We start from the raw sequence: 20,278 nt of genomic DNA on the forward strand, positions 1-20,278 counted from the left end.
TTTGATGTCTTTATTGTATAGTTCAAAAGTCATTCTGTTTGTGATTAAAATCACAATCTAGTTCAAATTTTAAGTAAGGTTTGAGAAGTTCACATTTAGGACATATTTTTCAGTCTGCCTCAAGTTTCAAACGTGAAATGAAGGGTAGAAAATGCTCTCCTTATCGAAGACAAATGGTGCTGTGTGTGATTAAATGGAAAGAAATACGTGAAATGGTCACTTACATAAGAGCAACTACAGCCTAGATTTCAGCCATATCGTTCAGGAGGTACATATATTGAAGCAATTGAAATGGAACAAAACGACGTCAGCGGCGTCGCTGCTTATTCTGGCCCTGAGTCTGGTCGCTTGCCAGAATAAGGAGATGGTCCAGATTCCGAAGCCGGAGTCCGTTCCTACACCCATACAGGAAGAACAAGAGACGGAAGAACCTGCCACGTCGCTCTACACAGCACCGCTGACGGGTCTGCCTGTTGATGAAGCAATTACGCGTCGCCCACTGGCTGTTATGATTAACAATGCTCCTGCAGCGCGGCCTCAATCCGGTCTGAGTGCAGCAGATATTATTATCGAAGTGCTCGCTGAGGGCGGTATTACTCGTTTTATTGCCATCTTCCAAAGTGAAGGCGGGGCAGATACGGTTGGGCCCGTGCGCAGTATCCGTCCGTATCTGATCGAGCTTGGTGAGAGTTACGATGGGGTATTGGTACATGCGGGTGGCAGCCCGGATGCCTATTCCATTTTACAAAAGCAGCAGAAACAGCATATGGATGAGATATCGAATAGCGGCCCTTATTTCTGGCGTTCCTCGGATCGTAAAGCACCGCACAATCTGTACACGTCGGCGGACAAGCTGAGAGAAGGTGCGGACACCAAAGGCTATAGTCATGACTTTAAGTCCCCTGTATATATGTATAACGAAGAAGGTGCCACGTCCGCCGGAGAGTTGGCCAAGCAGTTCGATATTCATTATTTATTGGAGAGTTACCGGGTCACGTATGATTATGATGAAGTTAGCGGACGATATATGAGATTGGTGAACGGAAAGGCAGATCAGGATCTGGATAATGGCAATCCCATTGGAGCGGCCAATATTATTGTAGCGGGTGCGGATCACAAGGTGCTCGACAATGTGGGCAGACTTTCCGTTAATTTGGAACAGGGCGGTGAAGCCATGCTGTTTCAAAAAGGCAAGATGGTTCGAGGCCAGTGGATCAAAAAAACGGGTGATATTATTCGATTTGTGCAAAATGGGTCCGAAGTTGCGCTTGTTCCTGGCAAGACTTTTATCAGTATCGTTCCAAATCAGCCTGACTTTGCGGGGCATATCGAAATTGAAAATTAATCCAATTTGAAGAGAAATGTAAACGCAGTGTAAAATTTCAACATCATTTTTCCAGCCATTCCAAATAATTAAGATTCATTTCAGATTTATGTGATAAGAATATAAAAAAGGATCATGCCTTATGTACAAACCGTGAAACATTTATGATAAGATATCAAAGGTTGTCATTTCATGTTTCATCGGTTATCGGCAATTTCTCGTAAAGGGGATAGAGCTATGAAGCTTAAGAAGAAGAAGGATATATTTTTTGAGACACTAGAGAACATGGCAGATACGGTCGTGCAAGCGGCTGATTATTTCTCCCAACATGTTTCCAACCTTCAGGATGTGACTCTTTTTGCCAATGAAATGAAGAAGTACGAGTCCCAGTGTGATGATTATGTTCATACCATCATTACAGAGCTCAACAAGACATTTATCACGCCGATCGAACGCGATGATATTATGGAACTGACAACGACACTTGATGACGTATTGGACGGACTCGAAGCAACAGCTTCCCGTTTCTATATGTACCAACTGACTGACCCGGACGAATATATCGTTCAATTCGCTGAAATTTTGCGCCAATCAGCTTACGAAATTCAGAAGGCCATTCATTTGCTGTCTCAGAAAAAATTGCTGGCGATCCGCGAGTACACGATTCGTCTGAACGATCTGGAAAACCAGGGCGACGAAGTGCTGCGCAACTGTATCAAGAATCTTTTTGCTACTGTGCCTGATCCGATTGAACTGATCAAACGCAAGGAAATTTACGAACGTCTTGAGACGACAACGGATGCATGTGAACACGTAGCGAATGTGCTCGAATCCATCATCATGCGTAATTCTTAAGGAGCCAGAGAATAATGGAAACAACGATTTGGGTATTGGGTATAGTCGTCTTCCTTGCACTGGCGTTTGACTTCATCAACGGATTCCACGATACGGCGAATGCCATTGCAACTTCGGTCTCGACACGAGCACTGACTCCTCGCCGGGCAATCCTTATGGCTGCCGTGATGAACTTTGTCGGTGCCATGATGTTTACTGGAGTAGCGAAGACGATCGGGGGGAGTGTAACAGACCCCACCAAGCTGGATAACGGGATTGAGGTCGTCATAGTCACCTTGATCGCCGCGATTATCTGGAATCTCGTTACATGGTGGTTCGGAATTCCTTCTTCATCCTCGCATGCACTGATTGGTGCTCTTGCTGGTGCTGTACTTGTTGGCGCAGGGGCTGATAAAGTCAAATGGAGTGGATTTATTGACATCGTCGGAGGATTGTTATTATCACCTCTGATCGCATTTGCCATCGGTTATGTGGTCATGACCATTCTCAAATATATTTTTGCCAAACGCAGTCCGCATAACGTGAACAAAGGTTTCCGTACGGTACAGATTTTCACAGCAGCGCTTCAGGCGTTTACGCACGGTACCAATGATGCGCAGAAGGCAATGGGTATCATTACTTTTGCACTGGTCGCAGCAGGCGTACAGGATCATCTGGATGTTCCGTTGTGGGTTAAAATCTCTGCGGCAACAGCGATGGCTCTCGGTACTTCCATCGGTGGTTGGAAAATCATCAAAACGATGGGAACCAAAATTTTCAAAATTGAACCGATTAACGGGTTTGCAGCTGATCTATCAGCCGCATCTGTTATTTTCTCGGCAACGTTGCTCCACCTGCCGGTGAGTACAACTCACGCTATCACATCTGCCATTCTGGGTGTTGGTTCCGCGAAACGTTTCTCAGCCGTTAAATGGGGACTAGCTGGACGTATCATTATTACGTGGTTCATTACGATTCCGATTACCGGGGCGCTGGCAGGATTGTTGTACTGGATCATTTTCTAATTCGAAAAAGTGTTCCTGGACTAAATCTGGGTTTCAGACAAACTGTTCATAACATTGTGAATATCGGGATATGTGGACAATTATACAACCAAAAAGAAGAGACGCCTGTGCATGAACGTGTGGACAGGCTGGATATGTGGATAGCCATCCGTGGAATGATAAACCAAAAGAAGATATTCCTGTGGATACAGGAGACTGTGGATAGGGAAATGAGAGAAGCCAACAGGGTTGGCTTTTTTTGTTGTCGCGTTTGCAGGATAACGTGTGTATAATGGGCTGTTGCAGGAGACGGTTCAATGGTTAAAGTTGTACAATAACGTAAAGGATACAAGACAAGGACGTGGTCTAATTTATGATTCGTACACTCGCCATCTCACGGGATCATCAGGTATCTGTAAATGTACCGCTTACACAGCTGGATCTGCAGGATTACGCCTGGGTATGGGCAGATTTCAATCAGCCTTCCGAAGAGGAAAGCCAGTTGCTGGATACATATTTTCATTTTCATCCATTAGCTATTGAGGATTGTATGCATGTATTGCAGCGACCCAAGCTCGATTATTATGACAATTTACAGTTTCTCGTGCTGCATGCACTGAATCCGAACACATTGGAAGCGGAAGAGGTGGACCTGTTTCTGGGTGCGAACTTCCTGGTATCCTTTCATCACGGGGCACTGGAGGAAGTCGATGAAGCTTGGGAGAGGTTGCTGCATCATGCGCACGAACGAACCATCTGGGCCCGGGGCCCGGTGGCAGCGGCATATACAGTGATGGACAAGCTGGTCGATCATTATTTCCCGTCTCTGTTTACCATTGAGGATGAGCTGGCTGAACTGGAGAACCGGGGCGGCAGGGAGTCGGTGGAAGACCTGATGAATCAAGTGTTCGACTTGCGCAGTCGATTGCTGAAGCTTAGACGGACGGTAGTACCCATGCGGGATCTGCTCTATCGGGTAGTCAATTCTCAGCATGTGCAGCGAACAGGGGAGCATACCGTATATTTTACCGATATCTATGACCATTTGTTGAAGCTGACAGACATGATTGAAGCTGATCGGGAAATGACGGCAGACCTGCGCGACAGTTACATTTCGCTGAATTCCAACCGTATGAACCAGATTATGAAGACCCTCACCGTGATTACAACAGTCTTTATGCCACTGACGCTGATCGCGGGGATCTATGGCATGAACTTTGCTTATATGCCTGAGCTGCAATGGAAGTTTGGGTATGGAGCGGTGCTGCTGTTGATGTTTGTTCTGGGCGGAAGCATGGTGGCCTGGTTTGTGAAGCGGGGCTGGTTTAAGTAAGGAAGAATAGAAACTATAGCAAGTGAAGAGTTAGCGATCTGCACAGATCGCTTCTTTAGCCTGTGTATGATGTGTATAAGAGGGCAAATAGGAGTACATATAGATTCATTTTCGGAATAGATGTCCACATGTGGATAAAATAAATGAAGAAGCATCATGTGCATAACTTGGCTTAGGGGAATTTGGCTGTTACGAACAGGGTGGAAAAAGTAAAAGGCATCTTCAGTACTGAAGAGTACTGAAGATGCCTTGGGGAATTTCTCAAGGAATGGATTCCATGAGCTGAATTTTAACATGAGATTCTTATCGTGAAATGAACCCTGCTACGTTTTCATAATAAGTTGGATGGCTCCATTCGAATTAGGTTACTCTGTTTGCTCCAATACAAATGTGGCTGTAGCGGTAGGTTGTCCATTAACGACAATCGTTAGCGTATGCAAACCGGCATGATGCTTTCTCGTCGTAATGACTTTGAACGATTGCTTCGTTGCAACCTTGGTTCTCCCGGTAGGGAAAGTTTTGTCAGAGCACTTGAACCGCTTGGGTGCCTGCTTGCCATTTGCTTTCATATATCCGATCTCATATTCGATTCGAAGCATCTGTGACTGACCACTTTCATTAACGACATTAAAGGAAAAATGAAGATCTTCCCCGATGGCAACGGTATCTCTTGCAAGCTGAAGATGCTCGATATGTGTCGCATCCTGCTCGACATAACCAAAGAGACTCAGCGCCTTCGGATGCCCCTTTTTCAGCAATGAGCGGCTTGCATGACGAACGATCCAGTCCGTATGATCATGTTGTCCGTACCAGCTTGAGGCCAAATCCAGGACCAGTTCTGGATGGTCTTTCGAGATGTCGTTCAGGTGATTGGCTACACTTTTCCGGACATACAGGGACTCGTCCTGCTTCAATTCATGCAGAATGGGAAGTACTGGTGTTGGATCGGTGATGAATCCCCGAAGTTTGGAACCCCATGGAAGACGTGGACGGCTGCCTTCACTGGCAAGCCTGCGTATATGTTCATTGGGACTTGCCGTCCATTCCATCATGCGTTTCATCGTTTCGATCGGGTAGCGTTCAATAAACGGGCGTACCGCGAACTCGGAACTGGAATAAGGTGTGAAGAGGGTCAAGTACTTCATGGATAGTTCGTAGTTTTCCGGCGCAAGTCCGTTGACTTCAATAAAATCGGGAACGAACAGATACTCGACCCCTCGCATCTGTGGTGCTGCCTGCTCAATCACGTGTAATGCCTCTTCATAGTTGTCAGGCAGAACTTCGGTCAATGCCGACGTAATGCGGCGGATACGAGCTTTGAATTCCAGTTCTCCCCAGCCTTCGGCAAATACAAGTTCACGAAATTGCTGCTTGTCCAACTTGGGGTAGAATTGGTGTAACCATTCTCCTGTCCGGTCGATTAATGCGGGAGTATATTTGTCTTTAAATAGTTCCATAGTCCGCCTCCTTTATCTATAAACTCAGTATACCTCAATTCACGGGAATAAGAACATAGGTTCCTAAGAAATTGGTAATGAATATTCTCTTATATGAACGATTGAGTGGATTGAAGAGAAAGAAGATGGAAGTGGATTAAGGCACCCCCTTATGTAAGAGGGCGCCTGGGAAAAGTGTTAGAGCTTTTTGCTTTTTTTGGGACGACGTTTGGTGGTATTGGATTTATTCCGGCCCGTTTTACTACTCGTGTTCCGTTTGCGCGGAGCAGAGGTCGTTTTTTTACGACGTTTGCGTGAGCGAGGTGGCGAATACTCTTCATAATCTTTATCCGCAAGACTGCTACCTTTTTTTCCTTTTCCAAAAGGCAGAATCCCCATCACCAGCTTCATCATTGGGGCCATCTGCTGGAAGCCACCAACGACCTTTTGCATTTTGCCGATTCCGTTCACGATGCCGTCGATTCCACCAAAACGGTCGATCATTCCTTTTAATTCCCCGAGATTGGCCAGGGAAAAGCCTGAGGAAGACGCAGGCGTTTCCACCGGAACAGGGGAAGCAACAGGAGCTCCCCCGCCGAAAAAGTTTCCACCAGGTCCCCCCGGACCACCTGGACTATAAGGTACAAGTCCGGATGCTTCAACCTCTTGGAATTGGGGAGGATAATAAGGTTCTACACCAGGATACATGGGCTGAACCTGTGCCTCATTCAATGCCCGTGGCGGCATATAGGCAGAAGTATGGGCCTGCCGTTGCGTATGGGAAGACGGACGCTGCCGTGGAGCGGGCTGACGGTGATAATAATGCTGTGGCATGAACTATCACGTTCCTTCTATGTTGGATTTCGGAATTGCGTTCCTTCAGCGACTGGACGTGCATAACAGACTGAGTTGGAACTCCCTTTTGCTATACTGTATGTCATTAGCGGAGAGACGGCGTAGGCGAGTATCCCGCAAAACGGGATATTTGCGGATTTGGGCGCAGGAGAGGATGATAGCTTCGCAGTGGAATTATATAGATCGGACACAAATTTGTCACATTTTAAACAAGATAATTCCTACATAATTAATCGGAAATATACGGTGAAAAATGGGATAAATCGTGAGATAGAGGGGGATTGTACGCGCAGGGAGGACATTAATGCTATATGAAAGCGGTAACATGTATTTTTATTCTGTAGTGCGTGAAATCGTTAACGCTTGAAATACCAACTCAGGCTGGGTACAATGAAGGTACACAGTAACCGCTAGGGGATGATGATGAAATGCAGCTGAAAAAGCTAAATGATAAAAGCATTGAACAATTATTTGAGGCTATTCTAACTCTGAAAGATATTGAAGAGTGTTATGTGTTTTTTGATGACCTCTGCACGGTAAACGAGATTCAATCCATGTCCCAGCGACTGGAAGTAGCACGTATGCTTGGCAAAGGAAATACCTATAACCAGATTGAAGCTGAGACAGGTGCAAGTACAGCCACGATCTCTCGTGTAAAACGCTGCCTGAACTACGGTAATGACGGTTATAAAATGACGCTGGAACGCCTGGGTCGTTAAGGATGAAGAAACCGGGTGTACTCATCATTAGTCACGGTTCTCAGGAGAAAACCTGGGTAGAATCCGTCGATGACGCGGTCTCCCGGTTGAATCTGCCTAAACCCTTGCCCGTTGAAGCCGGGTTTCTTGAACTTGTGGAAGGACGCCTGATCCAGGACGGTATCAACCGACTGGAAGCACAGGACGTAACCGACATACTGGTAGTGCCTCTGTTTGTTTCGTCCGGTAGTACACATGTGGATGAGATTGAGTATGCCATCGGTGCCAAAGGCGCTCCGGAGCGTGAGACTGATCTGGAACCCTTCGAGGTGAAAGCACAAATTCATTTCGGTTATCCTGTGGATAACGACCCGGATATTGCGGTCATGGTCTGGGACAAGGTAAAGGCCCTGTCGCAGCAACCAGAACAGGAGACGATTCTGCTAGTTGGACATGGGAGTATTCACGATGGATTCCGTCAGCGCTGGGAAGCGGGTATTTCTTCACTCGCGCAGCGGGTGCAGGAAGTCAGCGGTGTTGCTCATACCGATTATGCGCTGCTTAATCCGGATAGTGTGTACGATAAGGCGAAATACTGGAGTGAAGAGCGGGGGAGCCGGGTTATTGTGGCGCCGCTGTTTTTGAGTGCCGGTTATTTCACCATGAAGGTGATCCCGGGCCGATTGAAGGAACTGGATTACGCATATAGTGGTGAGACGCTGCTTCCACATCCGTTATTAGGAACATGGCTGGAGCGCCAAATTCAACTTTTACTGGAAAGATGTAATGAGGTTAAGGTTTAATTCAGAGAAAACAGGTCGCAGTTAGCGATTATTCCCGTTATCTCTAACAATAGCTTAAACACAAACGGCAGAGATGCCGTTTTTTTTGTTTTTGCATATACTTTAGACCCAACACGCCGAATCAGGCGTGTTTTTTTTATTAGGCAAAACCCTCTACGAGGCGAAATCTCGGGTTCAATCCGCGGAGACAGAGTGGAGGGTGAGGATTCTAACTCTGAAATGATTCTCTTTACAGGAAAGTTTTTGTCTGATAAGATGTCAACATTCAATTGTTAACCTCAAAAAAATATTTTGGTTAACAATTGAAATAATCTAACGGAAGGTGATATCTTGTGACACATTATGAACGGCTTGCGGCTATAAATAAGGCCCATTTATGGAACCCTTTTACGCAGATGAAAGATTACAATAACTCCGATCCTCTCATCATTGAACGGGGCGAAGGCGTCATGCTCTATGACGTCCAGGGACGTGCTTATTATGATGGCTTCGCCTCGGTTTGGCTTAATGTTCACGGACATAACATACCTGAGCTGAACCAAGCCATAACGGATCAGTTGGAACGTGTTGCACATTCTACGTTACTCGGAATGGCTAATGTGCCAGCAATTGAACTTGCTGAGAAACTGGTAGAGATTTCCCCAGAGGGATTAAATAAAGTATTTTATTCTGATTCGGGAGCAACCGGTGTCGAGATCGCAGTGAAGATGGCGTTTCAATACTGGAAGAACCGAGGAGAAACCGGTAAAACGAAGTTTATCACGATGAATCAAGCCTATCACGGAGATACGATTGGTGCGGTAAGTGTCGGTGCAATTCCGTTGTACCATGATGTGTTCCGTCCGATGCTGTTTCCTACTCATGTCATTCCGTATCCTTACGTTTATCGACATGAGGATGGCGAGCGGGAAGCCATGGAAGCTACGTTAACCGCATTACGTAATGTACTTGAAACTAGTGCAGATGAAATCGCGGCTATTATCGTGGAGCCGATTGTGCAAGGAGCTAGCGGCATCCTCATTATGCCAGACGGCTGTCTGCGCGAGATGGCAGCACTTTGCCGTACATATGATGTACTGTTCATAGCCGATGAGGTGGCGACAGGCTTCGGTAGAACAGGTGCTATGTTTGCTTGTGACCTCGAAGAAGTGTCACCTGATTTGATGGTGATAGGCAAAGGCCTTACAGGCGGCTACTTACCTGTGGCAGCGACACTGGCAACAGATGAGGTGTACAGCGCATTTTATGCCGATTATGAGGAGCAAAAAACATTTTTCCACGGTCATTCCTTCACAGGTAATCCGCTCGGCTGCGCTGTTGCTTTGGCTAACTTGAAACTATTTGAAGAGCGCAACCTGGTGGAAGGCGTAAGAGCAAAGGCGGCTTTTGTTGAGCAGAAGCTCTCAGTACTTAAAGATTCTCCACACGTCGGGGATATCAGGCAGAAGGGATTGATGTTAGGAATTGAGCTTGTACGGGATAAAGCAACTCGGGAACCGTACGATTGGGCTGAACGAATCGGCGTTCGGGTAACGGAGCGGGCCAGAGAGCTTGGCATGCTTACGAGACCCCTTGGCAATGTTGTTGTGTTCATTCCTCCTCTTGCTAGCACAGAGGCTGAGCTTGAAGCCATGATTGATATCTTGATGCAATCCATTTTTGACGTCACCGAAGGTGGTTTGGAATCATGAATGGTTTTCGCGGATTATTCGTAACAGGTACGGACACAGGGGTTGGGAAAACAATTGTTACAGGGGCTCTTGTTGCTGCGCTTCGTGCTGAAAAACGGAATATAGGCGTCTGGAAGCCTGTACAATCGGGTGCACTTCTTGGCAGTGGAGAAACCGATGCAGAACGCCTGTTGCAATACACCGGAATTGATGAGCGTGCCGAGCATGTGGCGCCATTTACGTTCCAAGCTCCACTGACCCCGATGATAGCTGCCAAGCAGGATGGGGTGGAAATTACGCTACAGGAAATAATCAGTGCGGGTCAGCCACTGGCAAATCGATACGAGTCGGTACTCATTGAAGGGGCAGGCGGCGTCGCTGTTCCACTGACCGAAGACTCTCTTGTAGTAGATTTGATCTCGGAGCTTCGAACACCGGCCCTGATCGTTGCGCGGACAGGTCTAGGTACGATTAATCATACACTTCTTACAGTGTCATACCTGCAGCAGCATGGGATTAAGGTCGTAGGTTTTATTCTGAACGATGGTGAATCTGACGAGATTAATAACGACTCCAGCATCACAACAAACGCGGAGCTGATTGAACGTTATTGCGGGATACCCTTTCTTGGACGTTTTCCCCGCTTGATGGACGAAATGAATACGGAAATGTTGATCCAGGTCATTCGAGAGAAGATCCAGTTAACACCAATCAGACAGGCATTAACAGTTCAATCCATGGAGGGGGAATGAAGTTGAAAACAACGGTAACTAATTTAGAATGGTCGTCGCTTGCGAAACGATCGTTGAATGGCGAATGTTTATCGATTGAAGAGGGACTTGCCGTACTTGAAGCAAACGACGATGAGGTACTGCCGCTAATGCACGCGGCTTTCCAAGTGAGGCAATATTTTTACGGCAAAAAAGTGAAGCTGAATATGATCATCAACGCCAAAAGCGGCTTTTGTCCCGAAGACTGTGGTTATTGCTCACAATCTATCGTATCCACCGCGCCCATCCAAAAATACAGCTTGCTCGACAAAGAAACGTTGCTTGCAGGAGCACATGAAGCTATGGCGCGTAAAGCAGGAACCTATTGCATTGTAGCTTCAGGCAAAGGTCCCACGAATAAGGAGCTGGATCAAGTGGTAGAAGCGGTAAAAGAAATCCGTGAAACGATGCCACTTAAAATCTGTGCGTGTCTAGGAATCTTGAAGGACGGTCAAGCAGAACGTTTGGCTGAGGCAGGTGTGCACCGATACAATCACAACTTGAACACAAGCAAGGCCAATTATCCATCGATAACCACGACGCATACCTATGACCAGCGAATTGAAACCGTGGAAAAGGTAAAAGCATACGGCATGTCCCCCTGTTCCGGTGTCATTATCGGTATGGGTGAAAGTAATCAGGAAATTGTCGAGATGGCTTTGGCACTCCGTAAGCTTGATGCAGATTCAATTCCAATTAATTTTCTCAATGCGATACCGGGGACCCCTCTGGAAGGAGCTGGACGCACTCCGGCTATGAAGGCGCTCAAGGTACTGGCACTATTTCGGCTCATATGTCCGTCTAAAGAGATTCGTGTTGCGGGTGGACGCGAGATCAACCTCCGTACATTGCAACCTTTGTCACTGTATGCTGCAAATTCACTCTTTGTAGGTGATTATTTAACGACAGCAGGTCAGGAAATATCGAATGATCATCAAATGATTGAAGATTTGGGTTTTGAAATTGAGTTAAATGCACTTTAAGGCGGTACGGACTATGAATTGGATGGAAAAAGAACTTGCGTTATTGGCTGATGCCTCCAATGAACGTTACTTACGTGATAGTGCCGCGGTTCCAGATAGCCCTGGTTATACGTGGAGAGGAGACCGGGTGCTCCTCAACCTGGCCTCCAATGACTACCTGGGACTTGCTCGACATCCCGCTATCATCGATACAATTCGCGAGACGCTTCTTACCGAAGGAGGAGGCTCGGGCGCATCTCGCCTTGTGACTGGGAATCGACCGCTTTATGGCCGTCTGGAAGAAGCGCTGGCCACTTGGCAGCATAGTGAAGCTGCGCTTGTTTTTGCAAATGGTTATATGGCTAATTCTGGTGTCATTCGTGCACTCGTGGGCCGGGGTGATGTCGTTTTTAGTGATCAATTAAACCATGCCAGCATCGTGGACGGTATTGTCCTGAGCCGCGCGGAGCATGCCCGGTATCGACATAATGACATGGAACATCTAAAGCTATTATTGAACAAACATCGGGATAAACGACGTAAGTTGATTGTCACGGATGCCGTCTTTTCAATGGATGGTGATCAAGCACACTTGAAAGAGCTCGTTGCGCTAAAACAAGAATACGGGGCAATGCTGATGGTGGATGAGGCGCACAGCGGGGGCATCTACGGGAAACGGGGGGAAGGACTTTGCTTTAAGCTTGGTCTGCATCATGATGTGGATGTGCATATGGGGACGTTTAGCAAATCATTCGGTTTATATGGAGCTTATATCTGCGGCAGCCGAACATTAATCCGCTTTCTCGTTAACCAAGCAAGACCACTTATCTATTCAACGGCATTGCCGCCTTCTCTCGTAGCTGGTATATCAACAGCGTTAACTTTGGTAAAAGCGGATCATTGGCGCCGCGAACGCCTCAACTCGGCAAGTCAATTATTTCGTTCTTCGCTTAGTGATGCCGGATTTAACGTTGGGACTGGGGACTCCCCTATTGTGCCGATAATTGTCGGTGAGAATGAAAGGGCTCTTCGTTTCAGTGAGGCACTTGAAGCAGGCGGTATTGCTGGAATCGCCATCCGACCGCCTACCGTTCCTGATGGCACAGCGCGAATCCGCTTCTCCTTATCAGCCGACCATACTCCTAAGGAACTGAATGATGCCAGTGCACAAATCTGCAAAATCGGACTGCAGTTAGGAGTGCTGAGCTCATGAATGCCTCGGATAATAATTCACTGCAAATAGAGCGGGAGACAAACGGAACCATATTATGGTTAACGGGATGGAGCATGCCTGATGCGGTGTTTGACCGTCTTCGCCTGTTATTGCCTGATTTTCGACATATTTCTGTAGATTATAGTGCTGCGGATTCTCCAGAGGAAATGCTGTATTTAACTGAAACATCAGTTAGAGATATGTTATGCATTGAAGGAATAGCTTGCAGGGAGAGAGTTTCCCAAGGTCCGCTTCTAATATCAGGTTGGTCGCTTGGAGGTTTACTGGCGCTCAGACTAGCGGTTAAAGGTTACGCCGATGGCCTTGTGCTGTTCGGTGCAACGGCTCGTTTTACCCGCTCAAAAGAAGAGTTTGACCGCGGCTTGGCAGATGCATACGTTAGGCAGATGATCAAAGGGATTTTAAAGGATCAACACGCAGTTGAAGCCAATTTTCGAAAGATTATGTTTACGGAGCAAGAATGGGAGGCGGGTCTTGCTGAACGTCTACCTCATACAGGTAGCTGGACAACGCAATCACTACTGGCAGGCCTTCAGATTTTACGAAGCGAGGAATGCTTGTCTCAATTGCCCAATATCGATTGTCCGGTTCTTCTTATTCATGGGACTGAGGATAGGATATGTCCTTACGGTGCTGGATTGGAATGTAGCACTCAAATACCTCAAGCCGAGTTAATTACATTAACAGGCTGCGGGCATGCACCCTTTTTGGGAAAAGAAGTACACATCGCTGATGAATGGAGGAGATGGTGGCATGACCATTGGAAGAAGTCGTGTTGTTCAACGCCAATTTAATCGTAGTGCCACTTCTTATGATGCACATGCTCACGTTCAACGTTATATGGCTGATCAGCTAGCAAGATCCCTCGCAGAATGGAAAAACAAAGGGGGCTTAAGTGATCCGAGCATTCTCGAAATCGGTTGTGGAACAGGGGCTTTGACTCAAATCCTAGTAAATGAATGGCCTAGTGCAAATATTACTGCACTTGATATTGCACCGGAGATGATCGAAGTGGCTTCTAAGCGGTTTCGAACAGCAGAGCATCCAGGTACTGCGAATTGTACAAAGGATCGTTTACGTTTTCTACAGGCAGATATCGAAATGTGGGCAATAAATGCTCCGGAGTGCTCCGTGGATATCATCGTCTCCAACGCCTGTTTTCAATGGCTAAGTTCGCCGCAGGAAACACTGGGTCACCTGCGGCGAATACTGCGCCCCGGAGGTTTGCTCATATTTACGACATTTGGGCCCGATACATTTCGTGAGATGCATGAGGCATTTGATGAAGTTTATCGTGTTAACGGGATGGAACCACAGCGACATGGACTTTCGTTTCAATCACCTGTTCAATGGGAAATCATGCTTCAGGAATCCGGATATTCTAGTTTCCATTGTGAGCGTTCGATTCATATGGAAAAGTATGCTTCGGCAAGAGATTTTCTGTATTCGGTTAAAGGAATGGGAGCCAGCACTTCAGAAGCAGCAACGATTCCTGGGTACAGTTTACGACGTTTGTTCACCAACATGTATAAGGAGTATGAGGACAAGTTCAGCATAAAGGGAGGAGTCTCTGCAACATATGATCTCCTGTTCATTCAATCCGTAGCTCCTTATTAACCCTATACCTGAGAAGGAAGAATCAGATGAAGCTCCAGCAAAGACATCAGTTCTTCGACGATCTGGTCGGCTGGATAAGGCATGGAATTCATGATCCACCATTCCAGCAGCCCAGCGGAGGCACAGGCCAGAAATTGTACTTTAATCTCCCGATTGATTCCCTTGTGAATGCCGCACGCATCAACTTGCTCTTCCACTCCCTGAATCAGGATGTTCATCAGCCGGTTTCGAAAGGCAGGAATGCCTTTTTGGGTTAATAGTGTGGTATAAACGGGGGCGTGCTGCTCCAGGTAACGGAAGGTTGAGAGCAACGCGTCCTTGACGGTCATGGGCGTTGTAGGACTTTCCACCATGCAGCTCTCCACCAGCTGCTGCAAATACGTCTCAATGCTTTGATCCAACAGATCGAACTTGTCCGTGTAGTGCAAATAGACGGTACCACGGTTCACATTGGCCCGATCAGCAATCTCATTAATCGTAATTTGCTCGAATTCCTGCTCTTCTAACAACCCGATAAAGGCATCGGTTATAGCTTTTCTTGTTTTGACAACTCGTCTGTCCATGGCTCCTCCTTTGATGTTTTCAACAATATGGATCAATTCGTTGATTATTCAACAATAACGGATATTTTAGCGATTGAAGCGTTGCAGATGCTTTGTTACTCTTATTTTATCAACAAATGTTGATAAAGCAACGAATATCCATAAAAATTTGAAATAGAGGGATAACTAATGAATATATTAGTGTATGGCGCAGGTGTTCTGGGCAGTCAGTTGGCGCAGGTTCTGGTACGTGGGGGAAATGACGTCACCATTCTGGCTAGAGGGAAGAGGGCAGAGGAACTGGAGAGAGATGGTATTGTCATTCGTCATGTGTTCCAGTTTAAAACGACCGTTGATCCGGTTCGGGTAACAAGAGCGCTGGAAGAGAATGATGAATATGATCTTATTTTCGTGGTTATGAAGTATAACGATTTTCCATCAGTACTGCCTATTTTGGCAGCCAATCAGAGCAGGAACTTGGTGATCGTCGGCAACAATGCAGATGCACGAAGCATGCAAATCTTTTTGGAGGAAAACAGCAAGGTGGAGAAAAAGGTCGCCTTTGGTTTCCAGGTAAGCGGCGGGCGGCGGCAAGAAGATCGGATGTTATCCATTGGTGGAGCAAGCGGGCAAATGGTGATTGGTGGGCTGGACGGCGAGATTGCCTTTAAATCCATACTGGATCAAGCTTTTGAGAAGACGAAATACAAGTTGAATTACCTGGACGATATCGATGCCTGGCTGAAAAGCCATATTGTGCCCATTCTGATGCTTAATGCGGTGAGCTTTAATGAGAAGCATGAGATGATCAAGCTGGACGGGAACAGGAAGCAACTCCAGCATATGATTGGGGCGATGGATGAGGGCTTTAGCGTGCTTGAGGCTATGGGTATAACGATTATACCGGAGATTCAGGCCAAACTGATTCGCAAACATCAACGGATGTTTTACCTTCTACTGAAGATGTATAGTATGCTTCCGATCTATAAACTGGTTGCGGGTTCCTTTGGAGAGATCGAGGCGTTAGATAATGCATTTACTGATTGGAAAAAGGCTACCCGCACGCCCACTCCTCATTGGGATGTGCTCAAAAAAGAATATTCTAATCTCAAATGAGATGACTATTGCTCAAAGTCCCGATCCCGACTACAATTAAACCAACTAATAAAATAGGGATAAGGAGATATGCAGATGCGGGAAGTGCCTATGCGCTATGTCAAAGCGAACCAGATTGGGATTGTGCTATTTGTTGTCCTGTCATTTCTGTTCAACCAGCCGTTAATTCTGGGAGCATTATGGATCATCCAAGTCATTGGTTTGGCATCCAGAGGCAAGCTTAATTTGTTTGTGCAGATTGGGAAGGCTGTGTTAACGGGAAAAGGGACAGAGACACAGGCAGTGGAACTGCAACGCTTCAACAATGTTCTGGCCGTATTATTTCTCACGCTGGCACTTGTCTCATTCGGCCTTGGTTGGCAGGTAGCAGGTTATATTTTCTCGTCGATGCTTCTCCTCGCTGCAAGTGCCGCGTTGCTCGGTTACTGTGTGGGCTGCACCGTATATTTTTGGTATAAACAGCTCCGTGCTGGAAGAAAAATTGGCTTTTAAACTACATGATTTTGCAAAAACAATCCCCTCCAAGTTCTGTGTCTACTTGAAGGGGATTTTACTTTTTTTATCTAAACCAGGCCTTGTTTAAATTGTTTGTAAAATTGCTGTCATTCAACGGAACATTGGCACTGCCAAAATCGGTCGTATTCAGAGCATCGAGTGCCGCAGACGTCAGATCATCCCAGCCGATCAATGCTTCCCAGTCATGACGATGGCCGAGGCCGGAGGAAGGGATTCTTTCTGGAAGTACCATGCGTACATAATCGCCCATATGCCATTGTGCCATGCCGAACGCGAGTACACTTGGCCTGTGTTTGAGCTGCAGTTCTCGTGATTTGAGAGGGGATAAGACTATTTCCGGCCCAAGCGGGCAGAATGGTGATGGATGGTTATAAATGACAGGAAATCCATAGGATTAGATTCAAGAGGAGTGCTAGAGGTTTATTTTGTAAAGGATAGACAAGTTCGGAAGTGAACAGAGAGCATGCTCGTCATTGCTGGAGTGGGATAGTTCTTTAGGTTTTATCGTTATTATTATCCAGATGTAAAATTTCGTTATAATCGATATGAAAATAATTACTTATGTATCACAGGCTAGGACATCTTTACATTTGATGATATGATAGTACATAAAGGCTTTGGAATGAGACGGAATTCCTTATGCATATATATAAGTAGAGAAAAGTGTTGGGACAGGATTAACGGACGTGAGTCATTGTGTAAAATGATGCCCGACTACGGTCACTCTCAGATAGTAAGAATATGAGGTCGTTCAGACTCATGGATAATGTGGAATAGGTGGCGTATGAGATGAAAAAAGCTCGCTTGATATATAATCCGACCTCAGGCCGGGAAGAAATGAAGAAACGTCTGGCAGATATTTTGCAGCGTTTGGATCAAGGTGGTATCGAAGCCTCGTGTCACGCAACAACGGGTGAGGGAGATGCAACCCGGGAAGCGGAGCTGGCGATTGAACGGGGATATGACATGATTATTGCCGCTGGCGGCGACGGTACATTGTATGAAGTCATCAACGGCATGGCCGAGCGGGAGAATCGTCCTCCGCTAGGTGTATTCCCTCTGGGAACAACCAATGATTTTGCGCGTGCGCTCGGTATTCCAAGACAGTGGGAAGATTACGTCGATCTGGTCATTAACCAGCAGCTTCGTCCGCTCGATCTGGGCAAGGCAAATGATAAATATTTTATCAATATTGCAGGCGGGGGTTCGTTAACCGAGCTGACGTATGAGGTGCCAAGCCGTCTGAAAACGATGATTGGGCAACTGGCCTACTATATGAAGGGTATTGAGAAAATGGCGAGCCTATCTCCGCAGGAGTTGGTTATCCGTGCTGCGGGTCAGGAAGAAATTCATGATGAATTCATGCTGTTCCTCATTGCCAATACAAACTCTGTCGGGGGCTTCGAGAAGCTGGCTCCAGGTGCCACCATTGATGATGGTCTGTTCGATGTGATCGGTGTGCGCAAATGTAATCTGGCTGATATGATTCGCCTCGTAACCCTTGCGCTGCGTGGTGAACATCTGAATGATAAGAAAGTCGTTCATTTCCAAACGGATTATATGGAAGTAACGTCGCCGGGCTATGTACAGTTGAATTTGGATGGCGAGTTAGGCGGCACATTGCCTGCGACATTCAAGAACCTGCGTCATCACCTGATGTTGTATCGTTAAGCGTAGTATGGATCGGGGAGAAAATGTGATTTCCTGTTGCCGTGGGCAGTGGGATCACGTATAATCTCATGGTGCCTAAAAATGAATGGAATCTCCCTTGCACAAGGGATGAACATATATGAAGAAAGAAGTGAATGTACGTTGTCTAATACGAACCGCAGCGGTCGTGGAAAAAACCGCCGGAATTCGGCTGCCTCTCAGGGGCAAGGGAATGCGTCAGCATCCCGTCAGCCGAGCAAATCATCTCGTCCATCTACACGTCAGCAAGGGAAAGAGGTGCGGCCACAAGGCGCATCTCTTTCTGCCGTTCGTCCGAATGGACGGGAACGTGAATCTGCACCAATTGAAGGACTGCCCGTTAGTAAAAATGAAGAGACCGTCATCGACATCATTGGCATGAACCATGACGGCGAGGGTGTAGGCCGTGCGAATGGGTATACGTTGTTCGTACAGGGCGCGCTTCCAGGCGAAACCGTACGCGTAAGAGTGATGAAAACCAAAAAGCAGTACGGCTACGCCAAACTGCTGGAGATCGTGAAGGCCAGCCCGGATCGTGTATCCGCGCCTTGCCCGATCTATGATCAATGCGGCGGATGCCAGATCCAGCACATGAGTTACGCTGGACAGCTTGCATGGAAACGCCAGCTGGTGGTCGATAATTTGCAGCGGATCGGCAAGCTGAATGTGTTGGTGGAGGATGAGGAAGGTGCCGAGCAACAGGGCATTCGTGTGCTGCCTACCATGGGTATGGACGAGCCATGGCGTTATCGCAACAAGGCACAGGTGCCTATCGGTGCAGCCGAGGGTGGTCTGGTAGGTGGTTTTTACGCTAAAGGAAGTCACCGGATCATCGATATGGAGAGCTGCCTGATTCAGCATGAGCATAACGATGAAGTGGTCGCCAAGGTCAAGGAACTAGGCAGCCATCTCGGTATTAGTGCGTACAACGAAGAGACAGGCCGCGGCCTACTGCGCCACGTGGTCGTGAAGAAGGCTTTCCGTACAGGTGAGATGATGCTTGTTCTCGTCACCAATGGCCGCGATATCCCGCACAAGGATGCATGGATCGGTAGTATCCGTGAAGCGATCCCGCATGTGGCGAGCATTTGCCAGAACGTTAACAAAAAGCAGACCAATGTTATATTTGGCGATGAAACCCGAGTCCTGTGGGGCCGTGATGTGATCTACGATTATATCGGGGATGTACAGTTTGCGATTTCGGCGCGGTCGTTCTATCAGGTGAATCCGGTGCAGACAGAAGTGCTGTACGGGAAGACGGTGGAATACGCTGGACTGAGTGGCAAAGAGACTGTCATTGACGCCTATTGCGGCATCGGAACAATCTCTCTTTTCCTCGCACAGCATGCGGATCAGGTGTACGGGGTAGAGATTGTGCCTGAAGCGATCGAAGACGCACGCAGCAATGCGATGTTGAACGAGATGAAGAACGTCAAGTTCGAAGTTGGTGCTTCAGAGGACGTTATTCCACGCTGGAAAGAGCAAGGCATCGAAGCCGATGTTATCGTTGTTGATCCACCGCGGAAAGGCTGCGATCCGCGTTTGTTGGACACGATTCTGGAGATGAAACCCGAGCGCGTGGTGTATGTGAGCTGTAATCCGAGCACATTGGCACGTGATCTGCGTGTGCTGGAGGATGGTGGGTATCGTACGGTTGAGGTAACGCCGGTGGATATGTTCCCACACACGGTGCATGTGGAGTCGGTGGCGATGTTGGTGAGAAGCTAAACAAAACAGAAGGGGTTCGAGAATTTATATATGAGTCTCGAACCCCTTCTTGTCTTTATTTCAATACCATCCATTAATTTATGAGTGATTCTGGAGTGAGTTCATTAATTATAGTAGTCTAAAACTCCCCATCATGCCAGCCGGTAA

General features: G+C 47.0%; 19 protein-coding genes and 1 pseudogene. 16 read left to right on the forward strand and 4 right to left on the reverse strand.

All coding sequences use genetic code 11. The features are described 5' to 3' along the window. The first annotated feature begins 277 nt into the window (after window positions 1–277). From CS562_RS28605 to corA, 4 genes are all read left to right on the forward strand, one after another. Window positions 278–1,345 carry a DUF3048 domain-containing protein gene (locus CS562_RS28605; RefSeq protein ID WP_099858980.1) on the forward strand — a complete coding sequence of 356 codons (1,068 nt, stop codon included), beginning with the start codon at window positions 278–280 and terminating at the stop codon, window positions 1,343–1,345. A gap of 216 nt (window positions 1,346–1,561) precedes the next feature. Beyond that, window positions 1,562–2,179, forward strand: coding sequence for a DUF47 domain-containing protein (locus CS562_RS28610; protein WP_062327047.1), 618 nt, complete (start codon window positions 1,562–1,564; stop codon window positions 2,177–2,179). A gap of 14 nt (window positions 2,180–2,193) precedes the next feature. Continuing rightward, on the forward strand, window positions 2,194–3,183 hold the full coding sequence (locus CS562_RS28615; RefSeq protein ID WP_076291603.1) for an inorganic phosphate transporter: 990 nt from the start codon (window positions 2,194–2,196) through the stop codon (window positions 3,181–3,183). Window positions 3,184–3,535: 352 nt separating this feature from the next. Next, entirely contained in the window at window positions 3,536–4,495 is a 960-nt protein-coding gene (gene corA, locus CS562_RS28620) for a magnesium/cobalt transporter CorA (RefSeq protein WP_076291604.1), read from the forward strand. A gap of 365 nt (window positions 4,496–4,860) precedes the next feature. Here the strand turns inward: corA and CS562_RS28625 are convergent, their stop codons facing one another. Both CS562_RS28625 and CS562_RS28630 read right to left on the reverse strand, forming a co-directional pair. Continuing rightward, window positions 4,861–5,952, reverse strand: a complete 1,092-nt coding sequence (locus CS562_RS28625; RefSeq protein WP_099858981.1) for a DNA alkylation repair protein — start codon at window positions 5,950–5,952, stop codon at window positions 4,861–4,863. Window positions 5,953–6,129: 177 nt separating this feature from the next. Then, a complete protein-coding gene (locus CS562_RS28630) occupies window positions 6,130–6,765 on the reverse strand; it encodes a hypothetical protein (RefSeq protein WP_099858983.1) in 636 nt (211 codons plus the stop codon). Window positions 6,766–7,214: 449 nt separating this feature from the next. Between CS562_RS28630 and CS562_RS28635 the strand changes: the two genes are divergently transcribed. The 8 genes from CS562_RS28635 to bioC all read left to right on the forward strand — a co-directional run bounded on the left by CS562_RS28635 (window position 7,215) and on the right by bioC (window position 14,540). Further along, the gene (locus tag CS562_RS28635) at window positions 7,215–7,505 is read left to right on the forward strand and encodes a YerC/YecD family TrpR-related protein (protein ID WP_017690665.1); all 291 of its coding nucleotides are present in this window, start codon (window positions 7,215–7,217) and stop codon (window positions 7,503–7,505) included. A gap of 2 nt (window positions 7,506–7,507) precedes the next feature. Beyond that, the gene (locus tag CS562_RS28640) at window positions 7,508–8,287 is read left to right on the forward strand and encodes a sirohydrochlorin chelatase (RefSeq protein WP_099858984.1); all 780 of its coding nucleotides are present in this window, start codon (window positions 7,508–7,510) and stop codon (window positions 8,285–8,287) included. A gap of 332 nt (window positions 8,288–8,619) precedes the next feature. Then, window positions 8,620–9,978, forward strand: coding sequence for an adenosylmethionine--8-amino-7-oxononanoate transaminase (gene bioA, locus CS562_RS28645; RefSeq protein WP_099858986.1), 1,359 nt, complete (start codon window positions 8,620–8,622; stop codon window positions 9,976–9,978). Continuing rightward, window positions 9,975–10,709 (forward strand): dethiobiotin synthase, encoded by a 735-nt coding sequence (bioD, locus tag CS562_RS28650; RefSeq protein ID WP_099858987.1) that lies wholly within the window; start codon window positions 9,975–9,977, stop codon window positions 10,707–10,709. Before bioA ends, bioD begins: the two co-directional genes overlap by 4 nt. 2 nt (window positions 10,710–10,711) lie before the next feature. After that, on the forward strand, window positions 10,712–11,710 hold the full coding sequence (bioB, locus tag CS562_RS28655; RefSeq protein ID WP_326101881.1) for a biotin synthase BioB: 999 nt from the start codon (window positions 10,712–10,714) through the stop codon (window positions 11,708–11,710). 13 nt (window positions 11,711–11,723) lie between these two features. Next, window positions 11,724–12,902: an 8-amino-7-oxononanoate synthase gene (bioF, locus tag CS562_RS28660; protein ID WP_099858990.1), complete on the forward strand. Its 1,179-nt coding sequence runs from the start codon at window positions 11,724–11,726 to the stop codon at window positions 12,900–12,902. Then, window positions 12,899–13,717 carry an alpha/beta hydrolase gene (locus tag CS562_RS28665; protein ID WP_257219637.1) on the forward strand — a complete coding sequence of 273 codons (819 nt, stop codon included), beginning with the start codon at window positions 12,899–12,901 and terminating at the stop codon, window positions 13,715–13,717. Before bioF ends, CS562_RS28665 begins: the two co-directional genes overlap by 4 nt. After that, window positions 13,677–14,540: a malonyl-ACP O-methyltransferase BioC gene (bioC, locus tag CS562_RS28670; RefSeq protein WP_099858991.1), complete on the forward strand. Its 864-nt coding sequence runs from the start codon at window positions 13,677–13,679 to the stop codon at window positions 14,538–14,540. The genes CS562_RS28665 and bioC overlap by 41 nt, the downstream gene beginning before the upstream one ends. Before the next feature lie 2 nt (window positions 14,541–14,542). On the opposite strand, the gene CS562_RS28675 is transcribed toward bioC, so the two are convergent. Next, entirely contained in the window at window positions 14,543–15,103 is a 561-nt protein-coding gene (locus CS562_RS28675) for a TetR/AcrR family transcriptional regulator (protein ID WP_099858992.1), read from the reverse strand. 168 nt (window positions 15,104–15,271) lie between these two features. Here CS562_RS28675 and CS562_RS28680 point away from each other — a divergent pair, with 168 nt between their 5' ends. Next, window positions 15,272–16,198, forward strand: a complete 927-nt coding sequence (locus CS562_RS28680; protein ID WP_099858993.1) for a ketopantoate reductase family protein — start codon at window positions 15,272–15,274, stop codon at window positions 16,196–16,198. Window positions 16,199–16,273: 75 nt separating this feature from the next. Further along, window positions 16,274–16,690, forward strand: a complete 417-nt coding sequence (locus CS562_RS28685) for a DUF4395 domain-containing protein (protein WP_099858995.1) — start codon at window positions 16,274–16,276, stop codon at window positions 16,688–16,690. Window positions 16,691–16,757: 67 nt separating this feature from the next. On the opposite strand, the pseudogene CS562_RS28690 reads toward CS562_RS28685, so the two are convergent. Beyond that, a pseudogene (locus CS562_RS28690) lies at window positions 16,758–17,020 on the reverse strand (NPP1 family protein); the annotation flags it as partial. Window positions 17,021–17,503: 483 nt separating this feature from the next. Between CS562_RS28690 and CS562_RS28695 the strand changes: the two are divergent. Then, window positions 17,504–18,385: a diacylglycerol kinase gene (locus CS562_RS28695; protein WP_063568189.1), complete on the forward strand. Its 882-nt coding sequence runs from the start codon at window positions 17,504–17,506 to the stop codon at window positions 18,383–18,385. 108 nt (window positions 18,386–18,493) lie between these two features. Further along, complete coding sequence (gene rlmD, locus CS562_RS28700) at window positions 18,494–20,131, forward strand: 23S rRNA (uracil(1939)-C(5))-methyltransferase RlmD (protein WP_099859052.1); 1,638 nt, start codon at window positions 18,494–18,496, stop codon at window positions 20,129–20,131. The last annotated feature ends 147 nt before the right edge of the window (window positions 20,132–20,278 follow it).

This window comes from Paenibacillus sp. LK1 (genome assembly GCF_002750415.1).
GTDB classification, from domain to species: Bacteria; Bacillota; Bacilli; order Paenibacillales; family Paenibacillaceae; genus Paenibacillus; species Paenibacillus taichungensis.

Coding starts and splice junctions, on each gene's coding strand:
- CS562_RS28610 (WP_062327047.1), top strand. CDS start 1,562: ATGAAGCTTAAGAAGAAGAAGGATATATTTTTTGAGACACTAGAGAAC.
- CS562_RS28615 (WP_076291603.1), top strand. CDS start 2,194: ATGGAAACAACGATTTGGGTATTGGGTATAGTCGTCTTCCTTGCACTG.
- corA (WP_076291604.1), top strand. CDS start 3,536: ATGATTCGTACACTCGCCATCTCACGGGATCATCAGGTATCTGTAAAT.
- CS562_RS28625 (WP_099858981.1), bottom strand. CDS start 5,952: ATGGAACTATTTAAAGACAAATATACTCCCGCATTAATCGACCGGACA.
- CS562_RS28630 (WP_099858983.1), bottom strand. CDS start 6,765: ATGCCACAGCATTATTATCACCGTCAGCCCGCTCCACGGCAGCGTCCG.
- CS562_RS28635 (WP_017690665.1), top strand. CDS start 7,215: ATGCAGCTGAAAAAGCTAAATGATAAAAGCATTGAACAATTATTTGAG.
- CS562_RS28640 (WP_099858984.1), top strand. CDS start 7,508: ATGAAGAAACCGGGTGTACTCATCATTAGTCACGGTTCTCAGGAGAAA.
- bioD (WP_099858987.1), top strand. CDS start 9,975: ATGAATGGTTTTCGCGGATTATTCGTAACAGGTACGGACACAGGGGTT.
- bioF (WP_099858990.1), top strand. CDS start 11,724: ATGAATTGGATGGAAAAAGAACTTGCGTTATTGGCTGATGCCTCCAAT.
- CS562_RS28665 (WP_257219637.1), top strand. CDS start 12,899: ATGAATGCCTCGGATAATAATTCACTGCAAATAGAGCGGGAGACAAAC.
- bioC (WP_099858991.1), top strand. CDS start 13,677: ATGACCATTGGAAGAAGTCGTGTTGTTCAACGCCAATTTAATCGTAGT.
- CS562_RS28675 (WP_099858992.1), bottom strand. CDS start 15,103: ATGGACAGACGAGTTGTCAAAACAAGAAAAGCTATAACCGATGCCTTT.
- CS562_RS28680 (WP_099858993.1), top strand. CDS start 15,272: ATGAATATATTAGTGTATGGCGCAGGTGTTCTGGGCAGTCAGTTGGCG.
- CS562_RS28685 (WP_099858995.1), top strand. CDS start 16,274: ATGCGGGAAGTGCCTATGCGCTATGTCAAAGCGAACCAGATTGGGATT.
- CS562_RS28695 (WP_063568189.1), top strand. CDS start 17,504: ATGAAAAAAGCTCGCTTGATATATAATCCGACCTCAGGCCGGGAAGAA.
- rlmD (WP_099859052.1), top strand. CDS start 18,494: ATGAACATATATGAAGAAAGAAGTGAATGTACGTTGTCTAATACGAAC.